We start from the raw sequence: 23291 nt of genomic DNA, 5'->3' as shown, positions 1-23291 counted from the left end.
GCACATCGGGTCAGTAGGCGAAGGCAAGGACATCGCCGTCGTCCTTCCTGCCGGTATCCCCGGCGCCCTCGCCGTCGGCGGCGTCGTGGCTGAGTTCGGGCATCGCGGATGCCACCCCGCCCCGTACATAGGTGACGAGGAGCCTGACCTCCACGACCAGCAGGACGGCGTACACACCGGTCAGCGCAATGAGCGAGACCACCAGTTCGGCGAGCGAGACGCCCGGCGAGACAGCTGCGGCAGTGAACATGAAGACGCTGTCGACGCCGGACGGGTCGGGGTTCGGTGCGACGACGAAGGGCTGGCGGCCCATCTCCGTGAAAATCCAGCCGGCGGAGTTCGCGCCGAAGGGCGCAAGGATGCCGACCACGGCCAGTCGCATGAGCCCCCGAGACGCAGGCACGGTGCCCCTGCGCAGCACCCAGAGCGCGGCTCCGGCAGCGGCGGCCGCGATGGCACCGAACCCGATCATGATGCGGAACCCCCAGTAGGTGACCTCCATCACCGGAAGGTAGTCGATCTCGCTGCCGGCGCGCTCGCCGTAGATGGGGTCATCGGGCAGGGTAGTGCCGTACTTCTCCTGGTACTCGGGGAGAAGCGTGTTGACGCCCTTGACCTCGGTGGTGAAGTCACCATTCGCGAGGAAGGACAGCACCCCTGGAACCTCGATCACGGCAGTGATGTCGTCACAGCTCTGGGCCCCGAGGTTGCCGACCGAGAGGATGGAGAAGCCCGTGCCGTCGTGGCAGGCCGCCTCGGCCGCCGCCATCTTCATGGGCTGCTGGTCGAACATCAGCTTGCCCTGGAGGTCTCCGGTGATCGCGGTGCCCGCGAAGGCGATCATTGCGACGACTGCGCCGGCCCGTGCCGATCGCAGCCAGACCCCGTGGTCCACCGCATCGCGGGAGCGGGCAGCTGCCGTGTCGTCACCGACGACGACGCGGCCGTCGGCACCCACCGTGTCCAGGCCGTCGAAGCGCCGCTTCCAGAGGTGGTACCAGCTGATGCCGAGGAGGAACGCACCGGCCACAGCAAGCGCACCGAACACGGAGTGCGGGAAGGCCACGAGGGCCGTGTTGTTGGTGAAGACCGCCCACGCATCGACCATGACCGGGCGGCCATCGACCATCTCGACGCCGACGGGGTGCTGCATCCAGGAGTTGGCCACCAGGATGAAGTACGCGGAGAAGACCGATGCGAGGACTGCGGCCCACAGGCAGAGCAAATGGATGAGCTTGGGCAGGCGGCCCCATCCGAAGATCCACAGACCGAGGAAGGTCGATTCGACGAAGAATGCGAGCAGCGCCTCCATCGCGAGCGGAGCGCCGAAGACATCGCCGACGAAGCGGCTGTACTCACTCCAGGCCATTCCGAACTGGAACTCCTGCACCAGGCCCGTCGCCACTCCCAGGATGAAATTGATGAGGAAAAGCTTCCCCCAGAACTTCGTCATCCGGAGGTACTGCTCCTGGCCGGTGCGGTGCCACATCGTCTGCATGCCTGCGACAAGGAGCCCGAGCCCGATGGTCAGCGGGACCATGAGGAAGTGGTAGACAGTGGTGATTCCGAATTGCCATCGGGCAATTTCCAAGGCTTCCATAGGACCCTTCCGCGTACGCCTTACGTTGGTACTCCCAGACTTCTACAGCGTGTAGAAGAAGTTCTTCTACACATCGTAGAATAAAAGTGGGGCGTTTTCTACAAAGAGTAGAAATCCCTGCCGGAAGCCTGTAGGTTAGGTTCATGAACTTTGCCTCCTACGGGGCGGATCCGGCCCCGCCGGAAGTGTGAATCGCGAACTGATCGAAAAACAAGGAAGAACATGGCAACGCTCGGAGATCTCGAACGCACGGTGATGGAACTGCTGTGGGCCACGCCGGAGGCACTTACTGCAAACGAACTGCGGGACGCAATCGCCGAGGCACCATCAGGCGAGACGGGTCGCGAACTGGCGGTCACGACGGTTCTCACCGTCCTCTCCCGGCTCGAGAAGAAGGGCCTGGTGGAACGCGGGCGGAACAGCCGACCCCACCGGTACAAGTCGGTCACCAGCCGTGAAGCCCACACAGCGGAGCTGATGCACGAGGTCCTCGTCACCGCGCCGGACCGGGAAGCGGTGCTTGCGCGCTTCATCGGCAGCGTCTCCGAAACTGAAGCACAGACACTCCGCAAGCTGCTCGGCGGCAGCTGACCCGCCCGTGTTCTGGGCGTCCTACCTGCTGGCTGCGCTCGCGATCATCCTCGCACGGCCCGCGCCCATTGCGCTCTCCCGGGCAAGGTGGCCGGCGCGCGCCCCGTTCACTGCCATGGTGCTCTGGCAATCGATAGCCCTTGCCGGCGGCCTGTCCATGATCGGCGCCATGCTCGTGTGGGGTCTCGAGCCGCTCGGTGACAACCTCGTGTCGGCAGCCGGCGGTTTCTGGGACGTTGCCAGGAACCAGCGCCCGGCCGAGACACTCGGCGTCGTACATGTCTTCGCGCTCAGCGCGGCTTTCCTCCTCGGCGCGCACCTGATCTTCACCCTGATGCTGACCTTCGTTCGGATCCGGCGCCAGCGCCGCCGCCACCGGGACCTCCTCGAGCTGCTCAGTTCACCTGCGCTCGACAATCCCGCGACCCTCGTCATCAACCACCCGGCCCCGGTGGCCTATTGCCTTCCCGGCGGAGCCCGGTCGGTGACGGTACTGTCCGACGGCCTCCTGGACCTTCTGTCCCGTGAAGAGCTCGACGCCGTGCTCACCCACGAACGCGCCCACCTCCACCAGCGGCACCACCTGCTGCTCTGGGCCTTCGCTGCATGGCGTGCGGCGCTACCGTGGCTGCCGACCTCCCAGCTGGCGCAGCGCTCGGTCAACGAGCTGATCGAGATGCTCGCGGATGACGAGGCGTTGAAGCACGTCAAGGAAGCCACACTGGTGCGCGCTATCGCCATCGTCGCCTCAGGTTCGCCTCCACCGGTGTCCGGCGAAGAATGGCAAACCCCTCCGGAACCTCTGGCGCTCACTGCGCTGCCGGCGTTCGACCCCGGGACAGCGAGCACCGTCGAGGCGACGGCCCAGCGCCTCCGCAGGCTCCTGAGTCCCCTGCCGCCGCTGTCCATCCTGCAGCGCGGCACCGTCCTGGGCACGGCCGCCCTGTTGCTGACCGTGCCGCCCATCCTCCTGGTCGTGCCGGAGCTGCTGGGCTGAGTCAGGCGTCGATGCGTTCCCGGTCCAGGCTGGCAGCCCCGGCGACGATGAAGTCCTTCCGCGGTGCGACGTCGCTACCCATCAGAAGATCGAACACGCGTTCGGCGGACTCCGCCTCCTGGATGCGGACGCGGCGCAACGTCCGGTGACGGGGGTCCATGGTGGTCTCCGCGAGCTGCCCTGCGTCCATCTCGCCGAGTCCCTTGTAACGCTGGATGGGTTCCTTGAAGCGCTTGCCCGACTTCTCCATCGCCGCAAGGAGCCGGTGCAGTTCGTTCTCCGAGTAGGTGTAGACCATCTCATTGGGCTTGGATCCGGCGTTGATCACCTCGACGCGATGGAGCGGAGGTACCGCGGCATATACCCGGCCGGCGGTCACCAGAGGACGCATGTACCGGAAGAAGAGTGTCAACAAAAGGGTGCGGATATGGGCGCCGTCCACATCCGCGTCGGTCATCAGGATCACCTTGCCGTAGCGGCGCGCGTCGAGCTGGAAGCTGCGACCGGAGCCCGCGCCCACCACCTGGATCAGGGCCGCACACTCGGCATTGGACAGCATGTCCCCTACCGAGGCTTTCTGCACGTTCAGGATCTTGCCACGGATAGGCAGTAGCGCCTGATAGTCCGAGGACCGCGCCAACTTCGCGGTACCGAGCGCGCTGTCGCCCTCCACGATGAACAGTTCGGAGCGCTCCGCATCATCAATCCGGCAGTCGGCGAGCTTGGACGGCATCGAGGAGGTCTCCAGGGCATTCTTCCGCCGTTGGGTCTCCTTGTGCACGCGTGCCGAGATGCGGGACTTCATCTCGGCGACCACTTTCTCGAGAAGCATGGCCGACTGCGGTTTGTCGTGGCGGGCTGTCGAGTTGAGCCGGGCCTGGATCTCCTTCTCGACCACTTTCGCGACGATGGCCCGCACCGCTGATGTGCCGAGGATCTCCTTGGTTTGACCCTCGAATTGCGGCTCGGCGAGTCGCACGGTCAGGACGGCGGTCAGGCCGGCGAAAACGTCATCCTTCTCGATCTTGTCACCGCCGGCCTTCAGCTTGCGCGCGTTTGCCTCGATGACCTTGCGGAAGGTCTTGAGGAGTGCCTGCTCGAAGCCGCTCTGATGGGTGCCGCCCTTCGGGGTGGCGATGATATTGACATAGCTGCGCACCGTGGTCTCGTACCCGATGCCCCAGCGCAGCGCGATGTCGACGTCGCACTCGCGCTCGACCTCAGTCATGTGGCTGTGCCCGCGCTCATCGAGCACTGGAACCGACTCCTTGAAACGGCCCGATCCGTGAATCCGCCAGACGTCGGTCACTGCAGCGTCCGCGGCGAGGAACTCGGCGTATTCGGAGATGCCGCCGTCGTGCTGGAAAACCTCCTCCACCGGACCCGCTTCACCCGCGGAGCCCGGCAGCCTGCGTTCGTCGCGGAGCGTGATGCGGAGCCCCGGCACCAGGAAAGAGGTCTGGCGGGCCCGAGCCTGGAGCTCCTCGTAGGAGAATTTGGCGTCCTGGGTGAAGATCTGGCGGTCGGCCCAGTAGCGGACCCGGGTTCCGGTGACACCCCGCTTTGCCGTACCGACCACTTCGAGGCGGGATTCATCGAGGAACGGTTGGAACTCGGCGGTGGGCGAGAGTGTCTTGCCGTCCTTGAACCGGCCGGGCTCTCCACGGCGGAATGACATCTTGTAGGTCTTGCTCCCGCGGTCCACGAAGACGTCCAGCCGTGCGGACAGGGCATTGACGACGCTGGCACCGACACCGTGCAGGCCTCCGGAGGCCGTGTAGGACCCACCGCCGAACTTGCCGCCCGCATGGAGCTTCGTGAAGACCACTTCGACTCCACTGAGCCCGGTCTTCGGTTCGGCGTCGACGGGAATGCCCCGGCCATCGTCGTGGATCTCCACTGAGCCGTCGGAGTGGAGGATGACCGTGATGCTCTGGCCGAAACCGGCAAGCGCCTCGTCGACGGAGTTGTCAATGATCTCCCAGAGACAATGCATCAGTCCCCGGGAGTCCGTCGACCCGATGTACATGCCTGGCCTCTTACGAACGGCTTCGAGCCCCTCGAGGACTGAGAGGTGCCGCGCTGTGTAATCGGAACTTGGTGGGGCCACGGGTGGATGATCTCCTCGAGAAATGGGGGCATGGCGGTGCCGGCGTGCGGCGTGTCGTATCACCAGCCAGTTTATGACCCGGCTCCCCCAAGCCCGGACAGGCTGGCCGGTCCGCCGACCGTCCGGCTGGTTCGCTGGTACGCCCGGAGCGAAAGGACACCCAGCCGAGGAAGGATCAGCGACGAATGATGGTTATATGGGAAGACGATCCACACGAGGAGGCATTCATGTCCACTGCAGTAGCAACACGCGAACTAACCGCCCTGGACCGCTGCGACCGCTGCGGCGCCCAGGCCTACGTTCGGGCAGTCCTTCAGACCTCCGGTGGCGAGCTTCTCTTCTGCGGCCATCACGCGCGGGCGGTCGAGTCGAACCTCAAGCCGCTCACGTCGGAGTGGCAGGACGAGACCCAGCGGCTTCGTGAGAAGCCTGCGGTTATTGCCTAGGAGCAGGCAACAGGCTGGCAGCAGGCTTCCCCCGACGGCTCCGGTGCACGTCCGGCCGGAATGACGGAACCGTACCAACCACTGGAGGCCCCCTCGTATCGAGGGGGCCTCCAGTGGTTAATGCTCCAGTTGATCTTCCTCCTGCCGGGAGTCAGGCAGCACCGGACCGGCGGAGGCGAACCTGAACCCTAGTCCAGGTAGTCCCGCAGCACCTGCGACCGCGACGGGTGGCGCAGCTTGGACATCGTCTTCGATTCGATCTGGCGAATCCGCTCGCGGGTTACGCCGTAGACCTTGCCGATCTCGTCCAGAGTCTTCGGCTGTCCGTCGGTCAGGCCGAACCGCATGGCGACCACCCCGGCCTCGCGTTCCGAAAGGGTGTCGAGCACCGAATGGAGCTGCTCCTGGAGCAGTGTGAAACTCACCGCGTCCGCCGGGACCACTGCCTCGGAATCCTCGATGAGGTCACCGAACTCGGAGTCACCGTCCTCGCCGAGGGGCGTGTGCAGCGAGATCGGCTCGCGGCCGTACTTCTGCACCTCGACGACCTTTTCCGGCGTCATGTCGAGCTCGAGGGCCAGCTCCTCGGGAGTGGGCTCGCGCCCGAGGTCCTGCAGCATCTGCCGCTGGACCCGTGCGAGCTTGTTGATGACCTCGACCATGTGGACCGGAATACGGATGGTCCTTGCCTGGTCGGCCATGGCTCGGGTGATGGCCTGGCGGATCCACCACGTGGCGTAGGTGGAGAACTTGAAGCCCTTCGTGTAGTCGAACTTCTCGACCGCGCGGATGAGCCCCAGGTTCCCTTCCTGGATGAGGTCCAGGAAGAGCATGCCGCGTCCGGTGTAACGCTTCGCCAGTGACACCACCAGGCGGAGGTTCGCCTCAAGGAGGTGGTTCTTGGCGCGCTTCCCGTCGTGGATGACCCATTCGAGTTCCCTGCGGAGCTTGGCGTCCATCCCCGGATTGGCGTTGATCTTGTCCTCGGCGAACAGGCCGGCCTCGATGCGCAGCGCAAGATCCACTTCCTGCTCCGCGTTGAGGAGCGCGACCTTGCCGATCTGCTTGAGGTAGTCCTTGACAGGGTCGGCCGTGGCGCCGGCTGAAACCACCTGCTGCGCGGGGGCGTCGTCGTCGTCCGCGTCGGAGTAGACGAACCCGGTCGTCGAGCCGGTTTCGGCTTCGGCGACCTCGGGCTTGATCTCTTCGGCCTCCGGCTCGGCCTGTGGATCCGCAACGGCATCCAGCGCCTCGTCCGGGCTCAGGGCAGCGGTTGAAGCCTTCACCGGCGTCTTGGCGGAGGCGGCCTTCTTGGGCGCTGCCCGACGCTTGGTGGTGGTGGAACCGGTTTCGACCGAAACCGGTGCTGCTGTCTTCTTGACCGACACAGAGAACCTTTCATACGGCGGTGTGCGGTGCCGTCAAGGGGACAACACCACTATGACCCTGTCAAGTCCGTAGCTTCTTCCAATGGCATCGGTCAGGCGGGGTTCCTTGTTGGAACCCGCCTTCTGCCTGCGCTATTCCCGCCACCTTCAGCTTTCCAGGCTTCAGCGGGTACTGCGCAGTCCTCCAATTGGTGCACGGACCCGACCGGGTCTCAACCCCCATTGTCGCACGAGATGCCCGCGTCCTGGAAATCTCGAGGGTCGGGCTCCCGGGTTTTTCACCTCACCCCGCCTGCCGGTGCGGCGGGGCCCACGCCGAGCTGCGTTTCCTTGCCCATGCAGGCATTCCACCCCTGGAGATCAGTTCGGAAAGCAGCCTTGCCAGGCGGTAATCGGGCGCAGCCTCCTCTGCCTCCGCGAGGTGCACGCAGGCGCGTGAGCCCCGCCCCCGTGCGAATTCGATCCACGCCAGCATCGAGCACAGTGCGGCCTTCCCCTCGCCGGTCGAGACCGGGGATAGCCCCGTCAGGAGTGCGTGCACGGCGTCGACCCTGCTCCAGATGATCGCACCCTCGTAATTCCCCGACAGCAAGTCGCTGAGCTGAAGTGCGTCCGCCCTCGAGGACGGCGCATCCCAGACGGACGTATCACGGACTCCGCCGTTCCGCCGAAGGCTTCCGAGCGCCGGTACCACCGGTGACGCTGCCGGATATCGTTCCTCGAGCAGCGCGCAGGCCCGGGCCCCACGGACAGCGCTTCCAAGACCCAGACAGCTGCTGACGAGGAGGAAATCCCGGATCGTCTTCGAGCCCAGGCTGGCGAGAAGGAAGCCTGCGACGTCAGGCTTTTCCCTGCACTCAAGGGGTAGCGGCAGGTCGATCACTGCTTCCCAGAGCTCGACCGTTGCGCGGAACTGGCCTGCTTCCAGCCACCGGCCCTCACAGAGCGCAGCGTACTCCGCACGGGCCAGCGCCACGTTCGCCGTCGTCTGCGGAACCGGCGCGGCGGCTGCTGCCAGGTGGACTGCCGCGTCCACCGACGGCGCGAATGAACTGCCCTCGTAGATGAGCTCGGCATTCAGCGCGCTGTCGGCCACCACCTCCAGTGGGTGTCCCGGCCAGGGGCAGCACTGCGGGTCTGCACAGAAGTAGTCGCGCCAGGTCGAGGGTGAGACGAGCCAACCGTCGCGCAGGTGGAGGCCCGCAGCCTCCAGTGCGGAACCGAGGGCTTTGACCACCGTTCCGTACGGTGGGTCGTCGGGCCGTTCCCATCCTGCGGCGGTGTAGAGCATCATCAGGGAACCGTCAGCCGTGTCGTCGGAACTGAGGAATGAGCACACTCCGTCGGCGAACGCCGCTGCGTTTCCGTCCGCCTTCGGGAGGTCAACCCGAAGGGTGGCCCCGACCCGTCTGCCGGTCATCGTCATGACGACGAGGCTCTCGAACGGAACGAACCCGAGGGCATGAGGTACATAGGACAGGATGTCTGCCGGCGAGGTGATGCTGAGGGGCGAAGGAGATGTGGTCATGCCCCGACCCTCCTCCGTCGGCACCGCCCGAAACAGCGGCCACTGCCCTATGTGGATACTTCGGTGCCGCAGGAAGGACGAACCGATCGCGACGCCGGGAGATTCCGGCTCAGGACTGTCCCGGGCGCCCACTGCCCGGCGGCTCCGGGAGCCGCCGCAGGGCTTTCTCCCGCCTCCGCCGAGCCCGCTCCCGCGCGACGGCCTGCCGGATCGGCGGGACGACGACGCCCTGGGTCGCGAGCTGCCGCCGGACCCTCCGCCGGGCGACGAGCGTGGCGCCGGCACCCAGCACAAGGAACACCAGCTGGGTTGCGAGCGCGAGCCGGAACGAGGCCAGCGAGTACAGCCTGCCTTCCGAGAAACCCGAGGCCAGCAGGATGTCGAGGACCACTCCGATGACGTACATCGATACGAGCGACGCGGCGAAGCCGCCGATGTTGACGATGCCGGTCGCGGTGCCGACCCGCGTGGAAGGGTTGAAGGTTCGGGCGAAATCGAAGGCGATCATCGACCCCGGACCGCCGATTGCCAGCGCCACGACGAGCAGCGCCAGGAGCCAGTACGGCGCAGGGCCGGCATGCAGGAGCACCAGGAGCCAGCCGAGCGTGATGGCCCCCGCAATGGCCAGCACCATGGTGGACCTCCGCAACGGGTGGCGCGCCACGTAACGTCCGAGGATCGGGCCGCAGATGATCCCGACAGCCACGAAGAGCGTCATCAGTGCTGACGCCGCACCTTCCTCCACGCCTTCGGCGCTGACGAGGTAGGGGTAACCCCACATCAGGACGAAGACCGTGCCGGGGAATTGGATGGTGAAGTGGGACCACAGTCCGAGGCGGGTACCGGGCTGCCGCCAGGCTTCGGCAAGCGAGACGCCGGTCTGCCGAAGCGTGGGAGGGACGCCTCCGCTCTTCCGCTGCGGGCTGTCGCGGATCAGGGTCAGGGCCAGCACGAAAGCGAGGAGGGAAAGCGACGCCGCCGCCAGGAACGCGGGTGTCCAGCCGAACGTCGAAAGGACAGCCACGAAGGGCACGACCGACATGATCTGGCCGAGCTGGCCGATGATGCCGGTCCACTGTGTCAGGACCGGAATCCTCCGCGGTTCGAACCACGCCGGGAGCAGCCGGAGCACCGAGATGAAGGTGGTGGCGTCACCGGCACCCACCAGAAGCCTCCCCACGATGCCGGCGCCCACGGAATCGGCGAAAGCCAACTGCAGCTGCCCGAGCATCATCAGCAGGGCGCCGCCCACGATCAGGGCGCGCGAACCCCAGCGGTCCACCAGCACCCCCACGGGGATCTGCAGGGCCGCATAGACCAGCAGCTGCACCACGGTGAAAACCGCCAGCTGTGACGCCGTCGCACCGAACCGCTCGGTCGCCTCGATCCCCGCCACACCGAAGGTGGTCCGCTGGGTCACTGCGACGAGGTAGGCGCAGACGCCCGCCGCCCACACAACATACGCACGATGGTTACGGGATCCGCTCACCTGCCCATTATTCAACGCACAGGGCTGTCTTCCCCACCGTCGTCGTCCGTCGCACCCGGCATGTCCGGCTCGTTCGCCGCCTCCCAGAGGAGCGTCGACTCCTCTTCCGCCCGGGGACTTGCAAGATAGGCCTCGACGGCGGCACCGAGCTCCTCGGCACTGGCCAGTTCGCTGTTCTCCTTCACGAGGAGGGATCTGCGCTCGGTGCTTCCGGCATGCTCGTCGTACTTCCGCTCGAGATTAGTCACCACTGACTGCACCTCGGAGGATCCGTCGACCTGCCGAGCTATCTGGCGCTCGACGTCGCGCCCGGTTTCCCGCAACCGGTCGGTGGGGAGCATGAGTCCGGCTGAGGCCCCGAGATATTCCAGGCCGGCAACCGCGGCGGGCGGATACTCGGCCTCCGCGAGGTAGTGGGGGACGTGCACCACGTGCCCGACGACGTCGTGCCCGGCTTCGATGAGCCTCAACTCCAGCAGGTGGCCGATCGACGCCTGCAGTTCGGCCGTCGGCCGCCAGGCATTCATGCCATCGATGAGGTCCAGGCGGTTCCCGTGCACGGTGACACCGATGGGCCGCGTATGCGGAACGGGCATCGGAATGGCGTGGATCCAGGACAGCAGTGGGATCTCGAGCTCCTCGACGATGAGCAGGACGGCGCTGATGAAACGCTCCCACTGCAGGTCGGGCTCGAAACCAGTCAGCAGCAGGAAGGGCTCACCGAGTCCGTCATGCAACCGGTGGAGCTCGAGGCGGGGCGGCTGGTAATCGGTCAGGTGGTCTTCGGCGAAGGTGATTCGCGGGCGCCGGTTGCGGTAGTCGATCAACTGGTCGGCGTCGAACACGGCCACGGTCTCGGAGGCAAGGATCTCGAGCAGCTCTTCGCTGACCTGCGACACGACGTGCCCGGCGTCGACGAACCCGCTCAGGCTCGCCAGTAGCGGCAGACCCCGCAGCGCGGGGTCATCATAGATCTCCGCATTGACATTGAACAGTGTCCGTGGCTCCAGCATTGCTTTCTCCCTGCCTCCCTGCATCTGCCGCGCCCGGCGGCAGTCAAGTGATAGGACGCCCACGGCGCCCGTAGTTAGCTAACGCCCGGGACGACCCGTTTCATTCCGTGCCTCCGCGGCGCGCCCGCCGTTCCGGCCGGCGGAAGTCCACCAACGACAAGAGACTACGATCGAAAGGACAGCCCACGCCCGATCCTGGAAAATCCGCGGGCAACCATCCGGAAATGAGGAAGCAGCTTCGTGATCAAAGCAAGCGAACTTAACCTGACAGCCGCGTCGAAGGACCTGAGGAAGATTCCCAGCGACGCCTTGGTGATCGGTGTGGCCAAGGGACCTGACGGGCCGGTCCTTCTCGGCTCCGCCCTGCCTGCCAAAGCCGCCAGGGCACTCAATGATTCGCTTTCGGTCCTGGGAATCACCGGTGCCGCTGATGAGGTGCGGCGCCTTCCGGGGTTGCCCGAGACCGGCGCCGACTCCCTGGTCCTGACGGGCGTGGGACGGGCACAACCCGGACACGGCCTGCCGGCGGAGACCCTGCGGCGGGCCGCCGGCGCCGCCATCCGCCAGCTCGCGGGAGTCGAGACGGTCGTCGTCGCCCTTCCCTCCCCCTCCGTCGCCGAAGCGGCTGCCGTCGCCGAGGGCGCGGCCCTGGGCGCCTACGCCTATGAAGGCTACCGGTCGGGAATCGGAGCGGACGGCACTGCAGCACCGAAAGAGGACACGGGCGCGGTCAAGAACGTCATCGTGTACTGCGAGTGCGCGCAGGACTCCACGCTGCAGGACGCCCTGCGGCGGGCCACGGTGCTGGGCAGGAACGTGAATGCCACGCGATCGCTGGTGAACCAGCCGCCGAGCCACCTCTACCCCGAGACGTTCGCCCAGGCCGCCAAGGATCTCGCGAAGGGTCTCCCTGTCAAGGTCACCGTGATGGACGAGAAAAGGCTTGAGCGCGACGGTTACGGCGGAATCCTGGGCGTCGGCAAGGGATCGTCCCGGCCGCCCCGGATGGTCAAGGTGGAATACTCCCCGGCCAAGTTCCAGGTCCACCTCGCCCTGGTCGGCAAGGGCATCACCTTCGACTCGGGCGGACTGTCCCTCAAGCCGGCAGCCGGCATGCAGACCATGAAGCTCGACATGGCAGGTGCCGCGGTCGTCCTGAACACCCTCCTTGCTGTTGCCGAACTCGGCCTTCCCGCCAAGGTCACGGCATGGCTGTGCCTCGCCGAGAACATGCCCTCGGGCACAGCCCAACGGCCCGAGGACGTCCTGACGATCTTCGGGGGCCGCACCGTGGAGGTCCTCAACACCGACGCCGAGGGACGCCTCGTCCTCGCCGACGGCCTCGCCGCCGCCAGCGAGGAAGCTCCGGACGCGATCATCGACATCGCCACCCTGACGGGCGCCCAGATGATCGCCCTGGGCAACCGCGTATCGGGAGTCATGGGCGACGACGGAGTACGCGACGCCGTCAAGGCCGCAGCGGACCGCGCCGGCGAGCAGTTCTGGCCGATGCCGCTCCCCGAGGAGCTCCGCGCGAGCCTGGACTCGCAGGTGGCCGATATTGCGAACATCGGCGAACGCAACGGCGGGATGATGACCGCCGCTGTCTTCCTGCGCGAGTTCGTGGGCCAGGTGGACGGGGAGAAAATTCCCTGGGCCCACCTGGACATCGCGGGGCCCGCGTTCAACGAGGGTTCGGCGTACGGCTACACCCCGAAGTCGGGAACCGGCGTCGGGGTGCGGACGCTGCTCGCCTACATCGAGGACGTCCTCGCCCGGGCCGCCTAGGAACGGCACGGTACTGCCCTCTGGAGCTGCCGGGCACGAAGCCCTGCAGCTCCAGAGGCTTACCCAGGTGATGCTGGCCACACTGGAGGCCCGGAATTCGGTTAGCAAGTGGATGCACGGGTGATGTGGGGATAGGGTGAAACCTGATCGCCTGGCACTTGGCCAGAATCACCGACCGACGCGCTCACATGCGTCACAGATCACGCGAGGGAGCGTCAAAGTGGCCGAAACGGCACCTGCGCAAGAATTCGACATCCTGGTACTCGGTGGGGGAAGCGGTGGCTATGCCGCGGCGCTTCGCGCCGTGCAGCTCGGCCAGACCGTTGGCCTGATCGAGAAGGGCAAGCTGGGTGGTACCTGCCTCCACAACGGCTGCATTCCCACGAAGGCACTGCTGCACTCGGCCGAAATCGCCGACGGCGCCCGCGATGCCGCGAAATACGGCGTCAAAGCGTCACTGGACTCCATCGACATGCCGGCCGTGAACGCGTACAAGGACGGCATCATCGCCGGCAAGTACCGCGGGCTGCAGGGGCTCATCAAGTCCAAGGGCATCACCGTCATCGAAGGCGCAGGCAAACTCACCTCCCAGAACACGGTCGAGGTCAACGGCACCTCCTACACCGGCAAGAACATCATCCTGGCAACGGGTTCCTTCTCCAAGACGCTGCCCGGCCTCGAAATCGGCGGCAAGGTCATCACCTCGGACCAGGCCCTGACCATGGACTTCGTCCCCAAGAGCGTGATCATCCTCGGCGGCGGCGTCATCGGCTGCGAGTTCGCCTCGGTATGGACCTCGTTCGGCGTCGACGTCACCATCATCGAGGCGCTGCCCTCCCTGGTGCCGAACGAGGATGCTGCGATCGTCAAGGGCTTCGAGCGGGCGTTCAAGAAGCGCGGCATCAAGTTCAACACCGGCACGCGGTTCAAGGGCGTCGAGCAGAATGACGGCGGTGTGAAGGCCACCCTCGAGGACGGCAAGACCTTCGAGGCGGACCTGATGCTCGTCGCCGTCGGCCGCGGGCCCGTCACGGACGGCCTCGGCTACGAGGAAGCCGGACTCAACATGGACCGCGGCTACGTTCTCACCAACGAGCGCCTCCACACGGGCGTGGGCAACATCTATGCCGTCGGTGACATCGTGCCCGGCCTCCAGCTGGCCCACCGAGGGTTCCAACAGGGCATCTTCGTCGCCGAGGAGATCGCCGGGCTGAAGCCGGTGATCGTCGAGGACATCAACATTCCCAAGGTGACCTACAGCGATCCTGAAATCGCGTCCGTCGGCTACACCGAGAAGGCCGCCCGCGAAAAGCTCGGCGACGACCGCGTGGAGACCGCCGAGTACAACCTCGCCGGCAACGGCAAGAGCTCGATCATCGGCACCGGCGGCCTCGTGAAGGTCGTGCGGGAGAAGGATGGACCGATCGTGGGCATCCACATGCTCGGTAGCCGGATGGGCGAGCAGATCGGCGAGGCGCAGCTCATCGTGAACTGGGAGGCATACCCCGAGGACGTCGCTTCACTCATCCACGCACACCCCACCCAGAACGAGGCCCTGGGCGAGGCGCACCTGGCCCTCGCCGGCAAACCCCTTCACGGCTGAGCCGTCCCCCGTCCACCCGCTCCCGGTCGGGTGCGGGTGGACTAAGCTCGCAGATAATGCACCACAGCAACCTCAGCTGATCCGGCACCGCTGGTCGCCCAGCTGCCAAGGATCGAACTAAATAAGGAGAAACGGGGACACTATGTCTGAATCCGTGAACTTACCCGCTCTCGGTGAAAGCGTCACTGAGGGCACCGTGACGCGATGGCTCAAGCAGGTCGGTGACCGCGTCGAGGTTGACGAGCCGCTGCTGGAGGTGTCGACCGACAAGGTCGACACCGAAATTCCTTCACCGATCGCCGGAGTCATCGAGGAAATCCTCGTCGCCGAGGACGAGACCGCCGAGGTAGGCGCTCCCCTGGTCAGGATCGGCGACGGCTCAGGCGGGACCGGTGGAGGTGAATCGGACGACGCAGCGCCCGAGGACGCGCCGGCACAGGCCGAAGCCGCACCTGCTGCAGAGCCTGCAGCGGAAGAGCAGGCCCCGGCTCCGCAGGAGGCCCCGGCCGAATCCTCACCGGACAGCGGCAACTCCGAGGGCACCGAGGTGACGCTTCCCGCGCTTGGCGAGAGCGTCACCGAGGGAACGGTGACGCGCTGGCTCAAGGCCGTCGGCGACGACGTCGAGGTGGATGAGCCGTTGCTCGAGGTTTCGACCGACAAGGTCGACACCGAAATCCCCTCCCCCGTCGCCGGAAAGCTCCAGGAGATCCGGGTCAACGAGGACGAGACAGCCGAGGTGGGTGCAGTGCTCGCCGTCATCGGCTCGGGCCCCTCCGCACCTGCGAAGGCCGAGGCCGGGTCAGGGGAACCGGTAGCGGCAGCACCGTCGGAAGAACGCAGCGAAGCGCCCACGGAAAAGCCCGGAGCCGACAAGGAAGCCCAGCGCTCGAGCTCGACGTCGGAGCCCGACGAGCAGCCGACTCAGGAAGCTCCCGCTGCGAAGGAAGCCCCGGCAGAACCGTCGGAAGCACCCGCGAAGTCCTCCGAGCCTGAAACCGACAGTTCCTCCGACGCTTCGGCCTACGTCACTCCCCTGGTGCGGAAGCTCGCCAACCAGAGCAAGGTGGACCTGGCGTCGGTCAAGGGAACCGGTGTCGGCGGCCGCATCCGCAAGCAGGACGTCCTGGAGGCAGCAGAAGCCCAGAAGGCAAGGGAGGCGGCGCCCGCCGCCTCCGCTCCGTCCGGTGCATCCGCGCCGCAGCAGCCTGCAGCCCCCGCCGCTGCCGCCGCCGAGCCCTCGAAGCTGCGCGGCACCGTGGAGAAGGCACCGCGGATCCGCCAGACCATCGCCAAGCGCATGCGGGAATCACTTGAGGTCTCGGCACAGCTGACCCAGGTCATCGAGGTCGACATGACTCGTGTCGCACGCCTGCGCACCGCGGCGAAAACCACCTTCCAGGCGCAGAACGGCGCGAAGCTGACCTTCCTGCCCTTCATCTCCAAGGCGGTGACCGAGGCCTTGAAGCAGCACGCGAAGCTGAACGCCTCGTTCGACGAGGAGAAGAAGGAAGTGACCTACCACGACGCCGAGCACCTCGCCATCGCGGTGGATACCGAAAAGGGCCTCCTGGTTCCGGTCATCCGGGATGCGGGGAACCTCAACCTGGGCGGTCTGGCGAAGAAGATCGCCGATGTCGGTGCACGCACCCGCAGCGGGAAGATCGGACCCGACGAACTGTCGGGCGGAACCTTCACCATCACCAATATCGGCTCGGTGGGAGCACTGTTCGACACTCCGATCATCAACCAGCCGCAGGTCGGCATCCTGGGTACCGGGGCGATCGTCAAGCGCCCCGTGGTCATGACCGACTCGGACGGCGAGGACACCATCGCCATCCGCTCCATGATGTACCTCAGCCTGACCTACGACCACCGACTGGTGGACGGCGCCGATGCGGGACGTTTCCTGCAGACGCTCAAGTCGCGGCTCGAAGCCGGCGCGTTCGAGGCCGACCTCGGGCTGTAGGGAAGTACCAGCAGTACCTTTCCATCCTGTCAATGCAAGGAGAAAACATGGCTACCGTTCGTAAAGCCCACGCCGTCTGGTCGGGTGACCTTCCAACCGGTTCCGGTCAGGTGACCCTCGATTCATCGGGTCTCGGGACCTATGACGTCACCTGGAAGGCCCGCGCAGAAGAGGCGGGCGGAAAGACGAGTCCCGAGGAACTCATCGCTGCTGCCCACTCGGCCTGCTTCTCGATGGCGTTCAGCCTCGCGCTGAGCGAAGAGGGCAAGACCCCGGACCGACTCGAGACGCATGCCGAAGTCGACTTCGTGCCGGGTAAGGGCATCACTGCCATCCGCCTGACGCTCAGCGCACGCGTCCCCGGCCTGTCCGAGGATGACTTCCAGCGCCTTGCCAATGACGCGAAGGAAGGGTGCCCGGTGTCGCAGGCACTCGCCGCGGTCAAGGACATCACGCTCTCGGCGACTCTGGAGTCATAGGGATCGAGCCTCACGGAAGCGGGCCCGGAGCTGGAATCCGGGCCCGCTTTCCGTTGTCCCGCCGCCGCACATGCAGAACCACATCACGCACGGAAGTGTCCGCTGTTTTCCGGATGGCGTAGGGAGTGGTTCGATGGTTCCATGCGCATCCTCATCGCCGGAGCATCCGGCACCATCGGTACGGCACTGGTCCAGCAGCTCAGCGGAGCCCACGACGTCCACCGGCTCGTCCGGCGTAAGCCCGCCGGCCCTGACGAGAGTTACTGGGATCCGTCACGCGGAGAGATCGACCAAGCGGCGATAGAGGATGCCGACGCGGTGGTGAATCTCTCGGGTGCCGGTATCGCCGGAGGGCTGTGGACACGCAGCTACAAGGAACTCCTCTACTCCTCGAGGCTCAAGCCCACCAGGACGCTGGTGGATGCGATGATTCGCGCGAAAAATGCACCTGCCGTCTTCATCAGCCAGTCAGCCTCGGGCTATTACGGGGACCGCGGGGACGAGGTGCTGACCGAGTCTTCGTCCTCGGGTGCGACGATCCTCGCCGACATCTGCCGCCGGTGGGAAGCCGAAGCACACCGGGCGCCGTCACCGGTTCGAGTGGTCACTCCCCGCACGGGCATCGTGATGACCAGGGGCGGAGGGGCACTGCCCAAGCTCCTGCTTCCGCTCCGCCTGTACGGTGGCGGGCCCATCGGCTCCGGGCAGCAATGGTGGCCCTGGATCACCATGACCGACCAGGTTCGGGCCATGGAATTCCTGTTGACTGCTCCGGTCGAGGGCCCCGTCAATCTCGGGGCGCCAGAACCTGCCCAGGTCGGCACCATCGTCGCGGACCTGGGGAATGCACTGCACAGACCGAGCACACTGCGGATTCCTGAGAAAGTGCTGAAAGTCCTGGGTGGCCGTCTGGCCTATGAATTGCTCCTCGTCAGTGCGCGGATGGAACCGCGCGTTCTCACCGGTGCCGGGTTCACCTTCGAGCAATCCACTTCCAGGGACCTTGCCGCCTGGGTTCGCGCCTCACTGGCCACCTAGCCTCGCCCGGCCACCCCTTCTGCGGGTTCACCGGCAGGCTCACCGTTCGTCCCCCGCTGATTCATGCACTGAATAGATCTTCCAGCCACCGCCGTCGTTCCGGAGCACGAACACGAGCTCCTGGGTTTCGGCGGGCAGCCACACGGAACCCGGCGTGCCGTCGTCCCCAACGCGGGTGTAGCCGGAGACGGCGGCCCGCGCGGCAACAGAGGCCGCAACCGGTTCTTCTGTCCCGTCGACCGGAATGCCGGCCCCCCTGCCTTCCGCGCGGAAGCCAGTAGCCTTGCCCAACCGCTCGGCGTCCTCGATGGTGATGCGAAGACCGTCAAGCCGCCTGCCCGATTCCGACAGTGCCGACACGGCTTCGGCGTCGGCCGACATCGCCGGCGAGTCCGCCACATTGACGACATCCAAGAGGGACGGATCAGCTTCCGTGAACGCGGAGGCACGAACCTCGGCGAGAGCCGCCAGCGCAGCGATGGGATCCGTGGAACCGAGGTCGGCCGGAAGACGGGCCGGCACCCGATTCGCCGGCGTTCCGGCTGAAGGACCATTTCCGGGGCCGGTCATGGGGCCAGGTGCCGGGTCGGCCGGCGGACTGGTCGAGAGGCCGGCCGGCGGGCCTGATCCGGAACCGGTAGTGCGTCCGGTGGGCACTGCGCCGGCACCCGGCTGCGGAAATTGCCCGCCCGGGTTAGAGATAGCGGGCGACGGCGGCAGCCCGGGGACGAGGCCGGGCATCGCGCCGCGCGTCAGAAGGGGGATGCCGAGCGCCAACCCTCCCAGCAGCAGCAGGGCACCGGCTGCGCCGCCGATGATTCCGCGGATCGGCGGGCCGCCCCCGCCACTCGGTTCCCTGGCATTCCTTCCTCCTCTCTTGCCGGGGGTTCGCGCGGGTGCCCGGCCCGCCCGTCGTCGCCTGCCGATGTCCTTGTTCTGGACGTTCCGACGCGTCCTCAGGTGCGGAAGGACGCTCTCGTGGACCGAGCCGACGAGGTCGACGGGCAGCGGCGTTCCGGAGCCCAGGACGACGTCGGCGAATTCGGCTGCGGTGGGCCGCTGCAGCTCCTCTTCCGAAAGCCCCGCTTCGATGAGCTCCATCAGCTGGACCGGAACCCCGGGAATGAGAAGCGACAACGGAGCCCGCTCGACGGACGGCCCAGGCACACGCCCGGTCAGCGCGAACCAGGCCACCGCGGCGAGGGCGAAGACATCCACCCCCGTATCGAGCTCCGGTCCGCTTGTGCTGGTTCCCGAATGCCTCCCCCGGCCGGCAGCCGGCCCCGAAAAGCCGGGCGTGCCGAAGACGGCACCTGTGTCCTCCCCCAGCAGGCGCCCCACCCCGAGGTCGCTGAGAAGCGGTTTACCCTCGGCGGTGAAGAGGATATTACCGGGTGAGACATCTCCATGCGCTGCCCCCTCGGAATGCAGGTAGGCCAGAGCCTGCGCCACGGGAGCAAGGACGGTGACGGCTTCACCGACCGGCAGCGGACCGCGGCTGGCGACAAGCTGCAGCAGTGAACCGCCCGGAGCGTAGTCCAACCGGACGGCGGGGCCCTGGTCGGTGAGCACGAACTCATGTACCCGAATCAGATGCTCGTGCGCGAAACGCTGCAGTAGTCTCAGTTCACGGCCCGCTGTGGTCCCGGCCCCGCCGGGACCCTGAACGCCACCTCCCGCTGGATCCCCCGGGTGGGACATGACGGCAGTGCTGTCGACATCGAAAGTGCTCGTCACCTTGAGGGCGAAAGGCTCCCCGGTGGCGATGCTCTCGACGAGCCACACAACGGCGCTTCCCCCCGTCCCGAGCAGACGTCCCGTCCGGAATCCTGCAATCCGCGGCGGCAGGAAGCCGTTGCCATCCCCGCCGTCGACGTCGCGCGCAATTCCCGTGGAATAGTCCATGAGCTCAGTTCTAGCCGACCCCGGAACGCCCCGGATGGTTATCCACAGGCATTCCGCCACCGTCCCGGGGTCTACCCTTGAGATATGACTCTTGAGCTCTCGCGGGTTGGGTTCTCCCCACATCTCATCGGCTACGAAGACGGCTGGAGCCGCCAGCAGCAGCTGCACGCCGCCGTCGTGAACGGAAGCGCACCCAGTACCGTCCTGCTGCTTGAGCACGCGGCAGTATATACGGCCGGCAAGCGGACCGAGGACCACGAGCGGCCCCTCGACGGAACGCCCGTCGTGCCCGCGGACCGCGGAGGGAAACTCACCTGGCACGGGCCCGGCCAGCTCGTCGGCTACCCGATCCTCGCGCTGCCGGAGCCGACGAAAGTTGCAGGGTACGTCGATATCCTCGAGGAGATAATAATCACTGTCCTGAAGGACTACGGGGTCCAGGGCATTCGCGTCGACGGCCGGTCCGGAGTGTGGATCGAGGCGGACAGGGGACGCCCGGAACGGAAGATCGCCGCCGTCGGAATCCGCGTCAAACGCAGGGTGACGATGCACGGTTTCGCAGTCAACTGCAGCAACGACCTCGCACCATTCCAGCAGATCGTCCCCTGCGGAATCGCCGACGCCGGTGTCACGACCCTCTCCGCAGAAACCGGGCGGACCATCACCCCGCTCGATATCGTTTCGCGTATTGAAGACGAACTGCGCAAGAATGAATCATTATTGGTTCTCGACGAGGCAGCCCGTGCTCGCCTCGTCGGGGCAGCTAACCGAGCTGGGTCGTACCAGCCGGAAGGAGCTTTCCTGTGAGTCTCGCCCCCGAAGGCCGACGCCTGCTGCGTATCGAAGCGCGTAACGCCGAGACGCCCGTCGAGCGCAAACCGGACTGGATCAAGGCCAAGGTCAATATCGGTCCCGAGTTCGTCGCGATGAAGAACCTGGTCAAGAAGGAAGGCCTCCACACCGTGTGCGAGGAGGCCGGCTGCCCCAACATCTTCGAGTGCTGGGAGGACCGCGAGGCAACGTTCCTCATCGGTGGTTCCGAGTGCACCCGCCGCTGCGATTTCTGCCAGATCGACACCGGGAAGCCCCAGCCGCTGGATCGGAGCGAGCCGTTCAAGGTGGCGCAGTCCGTGAAGTCGATGAACCTCCGCTACGCCACCGTTACCGGAGTGGCGCGGGACGATCTTCCCGACGAGGGCGTCTGGCTCTACGCCGAGACCATCCGCCAGATCCACAGCATGAATCCTGGCACGGGAGTCGAGATCCTCATTCCGGACTTCTCCGGCCGCCCCGAACACATCGCGGCCATCTGCGATGCGGCTCCCGAGGTTTTCGCCCACAACGTGGAGACGGTTCCGCGGATCTTCAAGAAGATCCGACCAGCGTTCCGCTACCAACGCTCGCTCGACGTCATCACGCGGGGCCGGGACCTCGGAATGGTGACGAAGTCGAACCTGATTCTCGGCATGGGCGAGACCCGGGCAGAAATCTCCGAAGCCCTCCGCGACCTGCACGCCGCCGGCTGTGACCTCATCACCATCAACCAGTACCTTCGCCCGAGCGAGCGGCACCTCCCTGTCGACCGCTGGGTGAAGCCCGGAGAGTTCGTCGACCTGCGGGACGAGGCCGAGGAGATCGGATTCCTCGGCGTCATGGCTGGTCCGCTGGTGCGCTCCTCCTACCGTGCCGGCAGGCTATGGGCCGGGGCGATGCGCAAGAAGGGCCTTGAGCTGCCCCCCGAACTCGCGCACATCGAGGATTCCGGCTCCACCCTGCAGGAAGCTTCCACCCTCCTCGCAGGCTGATCTCCTGCCCGTCGCCGGTGGCGGTGCCCGACCGCGGGACCGCGGCCATCACGTAGGATTGTAGAACTATGTCGCACAGCACTGAGTCCTCCTCCCCCGCGCCTAAACGGCGTCTGTTCTCCCGCAAGCCCAAGGCCGCGAAAGGGCCGAAGAAAACCGGGCGGATGAAGCAGATCGTCGAAGTCTTCAAGATGACGCGCCGGAACGACCCCAGCGTTGTGTGGTTCATGCTGCTGGCGTTCGTGGGAATCGTGGCCGTCGGTCTGCTGATCGGCGTGCTGATCCAGAACGTCATCACGCTCCTCCTCATTTCCTTGCCGCTCGCCTTCCTTGCCGCGGTTTTCATCCTCTCGCGGAAGGCCGAACGCGCCGCCTTCTCCCAGATCGAAGGAAAACCGGGAGCGGCCGGCGCTGCGCTCAGCGTGTTGCGCAGGGGCTGGATCCTCCAGGAGCAGCCGGTTGCGGTCAATCCCCGCACCCAGGATGCGGTGTTCCGCGTCATTGGAAGGCCGGGAATCATCCTCGTGTCCGAGGGTCCGTCGGCACGCGTCAAGCAGCTCGTGGACGGCGAACGCCGCAAGATGAGCCGGATCGTCCCCAATGTGCCGGTCCATGTCCTCGAGACCGGACGGGATAAGGGTCAGGTAGCCCTTGCCAAGGTTCCGAAAACCATCCAGAAGCTCAAGAAGTCACTCACGAAGCAGGAAGTCTATGCGGTCGACAAGCGGCTCGCCGCACTCGGCACGAAACTTCCGATCCCCAAGGGTGTCGATCCCTTCAAGGCACGGCCGGACCGTAAGGCGATGCGCGGACGCTAGGGGTTCGTTCTCGCACCAGCGGACGCTAGGGTTCGTTCACGCACCAGATGCACTAGATGCGGACGAGCACCGTTCCTCGTGCCCGATCGTGAAGTCCGCGCTGATCGACATCGAAGATGAGTGCCGGGACCACCAGGCACACGAGGACCGCGCGGACGGTGGCGGTCGGATATTTCGCCGGCCGGCCATAGAGGGTCTGCACCTGCATGCGAAAGACCCGGTGACCGATGCTGTAGCCGAAGAAGCCCACGAGCAGGACCTGTTCGACGAGGAAGATCAGCAGGGTCGCCAGACCGTCCCAGTTGAAGAACGCGGCAGAAACCAGCGAGCACAAGGCCCAGTCGACGGCGATCGCCCCGATCCGTGGTCCCAGCCGCGCGATCGACCCCGGCCCGCCCTCCGGGCGCCCGAGGCGTTGCCCCGGCCATGCGGAGCCGCCCGCGGGTGGTGGGCCGTTCAACCAGGATCCGACGTCGTTTCTATTGACCACCCTCCAAGATTACTGCGGGTCGAGGCGCCCGCCGTGCGTCGGAAAGCCCGGCACCTGCAGCATCTGACTCTTTCGGGATAGGCTCGAAGGACACCGAAGTACTCCCACCGGCCAGGAAACGAGCCGGAAACAAAGCCGACACCGGCGGGTAACCGTGCGCGCCTACAGTTGGAACAAGTTACCGGCAGCACTCCGTGCGGCCCGTTCATCCCCACAGCCATGCGTAAGGAGCAT

The 23291-nt window shown here is 66.1% G+C and carries 19 protein-coding genes; 11 read left to right on the top strand and 8 right to left on the bottom strand.

Annotated features, from left to right (window positions below):
- Window positions 1-10 precede the first annotated feature (10 nt).
- Entirely contained in the window at window positions 11-1600 is a 1590-nt protein-coding gene (locus IWX75_RS12570) for a cytochrome ubiquinol oxidase subunit I (protein ID WP_196822583.1), read from the bottom strand.
- Between the two features lie 222 nt (window positions 1601-1822).
- Here IWX75_RS12570 and IWX75_RS12565 point away from each other — a divergent pair, with 222 nt between their 5' ends.
- Both IWX75_RS12565 and IWX75_RS12560 read left to right on the top strand, forming a co-directional pair.
- Entirely contained in the window at window positions 1823-2191 is a 369-nt protein-coding gene (locus IWX75_RS12565; RefSeq protein ID WP_196822582.1) for a BlaI/MecI/CopY family transcriptional regulator, read from the top strand.
- Window positions 2192-2198: 7 nt separating this feature from the next.
- Window positions 2199-3188, top strand: coding sequence for a M48 family metalloprotease (locus IWX75_RS12560; protein WP_196822581.1), 990 nt, complete (start codon window positions 2199-2201; stop codon window positions 3186-3188).
- A gap of 1 nt (window position 3189) precedes the next feature.
- On the opposite strand, the gene IWX75_RS12555 is transcribed toward IWX75_RS12560, so the two are convergent.
- A complete protein-coding gene (locus IWX75_RS12555) occupies window positions 3190-5298 on the bottom strand; it encodes a DNA gyrase/topoisomerase IV subunit B (protein ID WP_196822580.1) in 2109 nt (702 codons plus the stop codon).
- Window positions 5299-5525: 227 nt separating this feature from the next.
- Between IWX75_RS12555 and IWX75_RS12550 the strand changes: the two genes are divergently transcribed.
- Entirely contained in the window at window positions 5526-5744 is a 219-nt protein-coding gene (locus IWX75_RS12550; protein WP_196822579.1) for a DUF7455 domain-containing protein, read from the top strand.
- A gap of 188 nt (window positions 5745-5932) precedes the next feature.
- On the opposite strand, the gene IWX75_RS12545 is transcribed toward IWX75_RS12550, so the two are convergent.
- The 4 genes from IWX75_RS12545 to IWX75_RS12530 all read right to left on the bottom strand — a co-directional run bounded on the left by IWX75_RS12545 (window position 5933) and on the right by IWX75_RS12530 (window position 11162).
- The gene (locus IWX75_RS12545) at window positions 5933-7132 is read right to left on the bottom strand and encodes an RNA polymerase sigma factor (RefSeq protein ID WP_334684317.1); all 1200 of its coding nucleotides are present in this window, start codon (window positions 7130-7132) and stop codon (window positions 5933-5935) included.
- Between the two features lie 283 nt (window positions 7133-7415).
- On the bottom strand, window positions 7416-8660 hold the full coding sequence (locus tag IWX75_RS12540; RefSeq protein ID WP_196822578.1) for a DUF4192 domain-containing protein: 1245 nt from the start codon (window positions 8658-8660) through the stop codon (window positions 7416-7418).
- A gap of 109 nt (window positions 8661-8769) precedes the next feature.
- Window positions 8770-10149: an MFS transporter gene (locus tag IWX75_RS12535; RefSeq protein WP_196822577.1), complete on the bottom strand. Its 1380-nt coding sequence runs from the start codon at window positions 10147-10149 to the stop codon at window positions 8770-8772.
- 11 nt (window positions 10150-10160) lie between these two features.
- A complete protein-coding gene (locus IWX75_RS12530) occupies window positions 10161-11162 on the bottom strand; it encodes a proteasome assembly chaperone family protein (RefSeq protein WP_196822576.1) in 1002 nt (333 codons plus the stop codon).
- 240 nt (window positions 11163-11402) lie between these two features.
- Here IWX75_RS12530 and IWX75_RS12525 point away from each other — a divergent pair, with 240 nt between their 5' ends.
- The 5 genes from IWX75_RS12525 (at window position 11403) to IWX75_RS12505 (ending at window position 18039) form a co-directional block, all read left to right on the top strand.
- Window positions 11403-12950, top strand: coding sequence for a leucyl aminopeptidase (locus IWX75_RS12525; protein ID WP_196822575.1), 1548 nt, complete (start codon window positions 11403-11405; stop codon window positions 12948-12950).
- A 220-nt stretch (window positions 12951-13170) separates the two neighbouring features.
- Complete coding sequence (gene lpdA / locus IWX75_RS12520; RefSeq protein ID WP_196822574.1) at window positions 13171-14553, top strand: dihydrolipoyl dehydrogenase; 1383 nt, start codon at window positions 13171-13173, stop codon at window positions 14551-14553.
- Between the two features lie 142 nt (window positions 14554-14695).
- Window positions 14696-16522: a 2-oxoglutarate dehydrogenase, E2 component, dihydrolipoamide succinyltransferase gene (gene sucB, locus IWX75_RS12515; protein ID WP_196822573.1), complete on the top strand. Its 1827-nt coding sequence runs from the start codon at window positions 14696-14698 to the stop codon at window positions 16520-16522.
- A gap of 47 nt (window positions 16523-16569) precedes the next feature.
- Window positions 16570-17001 carry an OsmC family protein gene (locus IWX75_RS12510; RefSeq protein WP_196822572.1) on the top strand — a complete coding sequence of 144 codons (432 nt, stop codon included), beginning with the start codon at window positions 16570-16572 and terminating at the stop codon, window positions 16999-17001.
- Between the two features lie 141 nt (window positions 17002-17142).
- Window positions 17143-18039: a TIGR01777 family oxidoreductase gene (locus tag IWX75_RS12505; protein WP_196822571.1), complete on the top strand. Its 897-nt coding sequence runs from the start codon at window positions 17143-17145 to the stop codon at window positions 18037-18039.
- Window positions 18040-18078: 39 nt separating this feature from the next.
- Here IWX75_RS12505 and IWX75_RS12500 read toward each other — a convergent pair whose 3' ends face one another.
- Window positions 18079-19944, bottom strand: coding sequence for a serine/threonine-protein kinase (locus tag IWX75_RS12500; protein ID WP_196822570.1), 1866 nt, complete (start codon window positions 19942-19944; stop codon window positions 18079-18081).
- A gap of 84 nt (window positions 19945-20028) precedes the next feature.
- Between IWX75_RS12500 and lipB the strand changes: the two genes are divergently transcribed.
- The 3 genes from lipB to IWX75_RS12485 all read left to right on the top strand — a co-directional run bounded on the left by lipB (window position 20029) and on the right by IWX75_RS12485 (window position 22567).
- Complete coding sequence (gene lipB / locus IWX75_RS12495; protein WP_196822569.1) at window positions 20029-20751, top strand: lipoyl(octanoyl) transferase LipB; 723 nt, start codon at window positions 20029-20031, stop codon at window positions 20749-20751.
- Window positions 20748-21749, top strand: coding sequence for a lipoyl synthase (gene lipA / locus IWX75_RS12490; RefSeq protein ID WP_196822568.1), 1002 nt, complete (start codon window positions 20748-20750; stop codon window positions 21747-21749). The genes lipB and lipA overlap by 4 nt, the downstream gene beginning before the upstream one ends.
- Before the next feature lie 68 nt (window positions 21750-21817).
- Entirely contained in the window at window positions 21818-22567 is a 750-nt protein-coding gene (locus IWX75_RS12485) for a DUF4191 domain-containing protein (protein ID WP_196822567.1), read from the top strand.
- A gap of 52 nt (window positions 22568-22619) precedes the next feature.
- Here IWX75_RS12485 and IWX75_RS12480 read toward each other — a convergent pair whose 3' ends face one another.
- A complete protein-coding gene (locus IWX75_RS12480; RefSeq protein ID WP_196822566.1) occupies window positions 22620-23057 on the bottom strand; it encodes an RDD family protein in 438 nt (145 codons plus the stop codon).
- Window positions 23058-23291 lie beyond the last annotated feature (234 nt).

This window comes from Arthrobacter sp. CAN_A6 (genome assembly GCF_015751715.1).
Lineage (GTDB): Bacteria > Actinomycetota > Actinomycetes > Actinomycetales > Micrococcaceae > Arthrobacter_D.
Note: the sequence above shows the minus strand (reverse complement) of the source record. Positions and strands in the feature narration are given on the sequence as shown.

Bases quoted from the DNA above. Each gene is read 5' to 3' on its own strand.
- IWX75_RS12570 (WP_196822583.1), bottom strand. From the start codon at position 1,600: ATGGAAGCCTTGGAAATTGCCCGATGGCAATTCGGAATCACCACTGTC.
- IWX75_RS12565 (WP_196822582.1), top strand. From the start codon at position 1,823: ATGGCAACGCTCGGAGATCTCGAACGCACGGTGATGGAACTGCTGTGG.
- IWX75_RS12550 (WP_196822579.1), top strand. From the start codon at position 5,526: ATGTCCACTGCAGTAGCAACACGCGAACTAACCGCCCTGGACCGCTGC.
- IWX75_RS12540 (WP_196822578.1), bottom strand. From the start codon at position 8,660: ATGACCACATCTCCTTCGCCCCTCAGCATCACCTCGCCGGCAGACATC.
- IWX75_RS12530 (WP_196822576.1), bottom strand. From the start codon at position 11,162: ATGCTGGAGCCACGGACACTGTTCAATGTCAATGCGGAGATCTATGAT.
- sucB (WP_196822573.1), top strand. From the start codon at position 14,696: ATGTCTGAATCCGTGAACTTACCCGCTCTCGGTGAAAGCGTCACTGAG.
- IWX75_RS12510 (WP_196822572.1), top strand. From the start codon at position 16,570: ATGGCTACCGTTCGTAAAGCCCACGCCGTCTGGTCGGGTGACCTTCCA.
- IWX75_RS12505 (WP_196822571.1), top strand. From the start codon at position 17,143: ATGCGCATCCTCATCGCCGGAGCATCCGGCACCATCGGTACGGCACTG.
- IWX75_RS12500 (WP_196822570.1), bottom strand. From the start codon at position 19,944: ATGGACTATTCCACGGGAATTGCGCGCGACGTCGACGGCGGGGATGGC.
- lipB (WP_196822569.1), top strand. From the start codon at position 20,029: ATGACTCTTGAGCTCTCGCGGGTTGGGTTCTCCCCACATCTCATCGGC.
- IWX75_RS12485 (WP_196822567.1), top strand. From the start codon at position 21,818: ATGTCGCACAGCACTGAGTCCTCCTCCCCCGCGCCTAAACGGCGTCTG.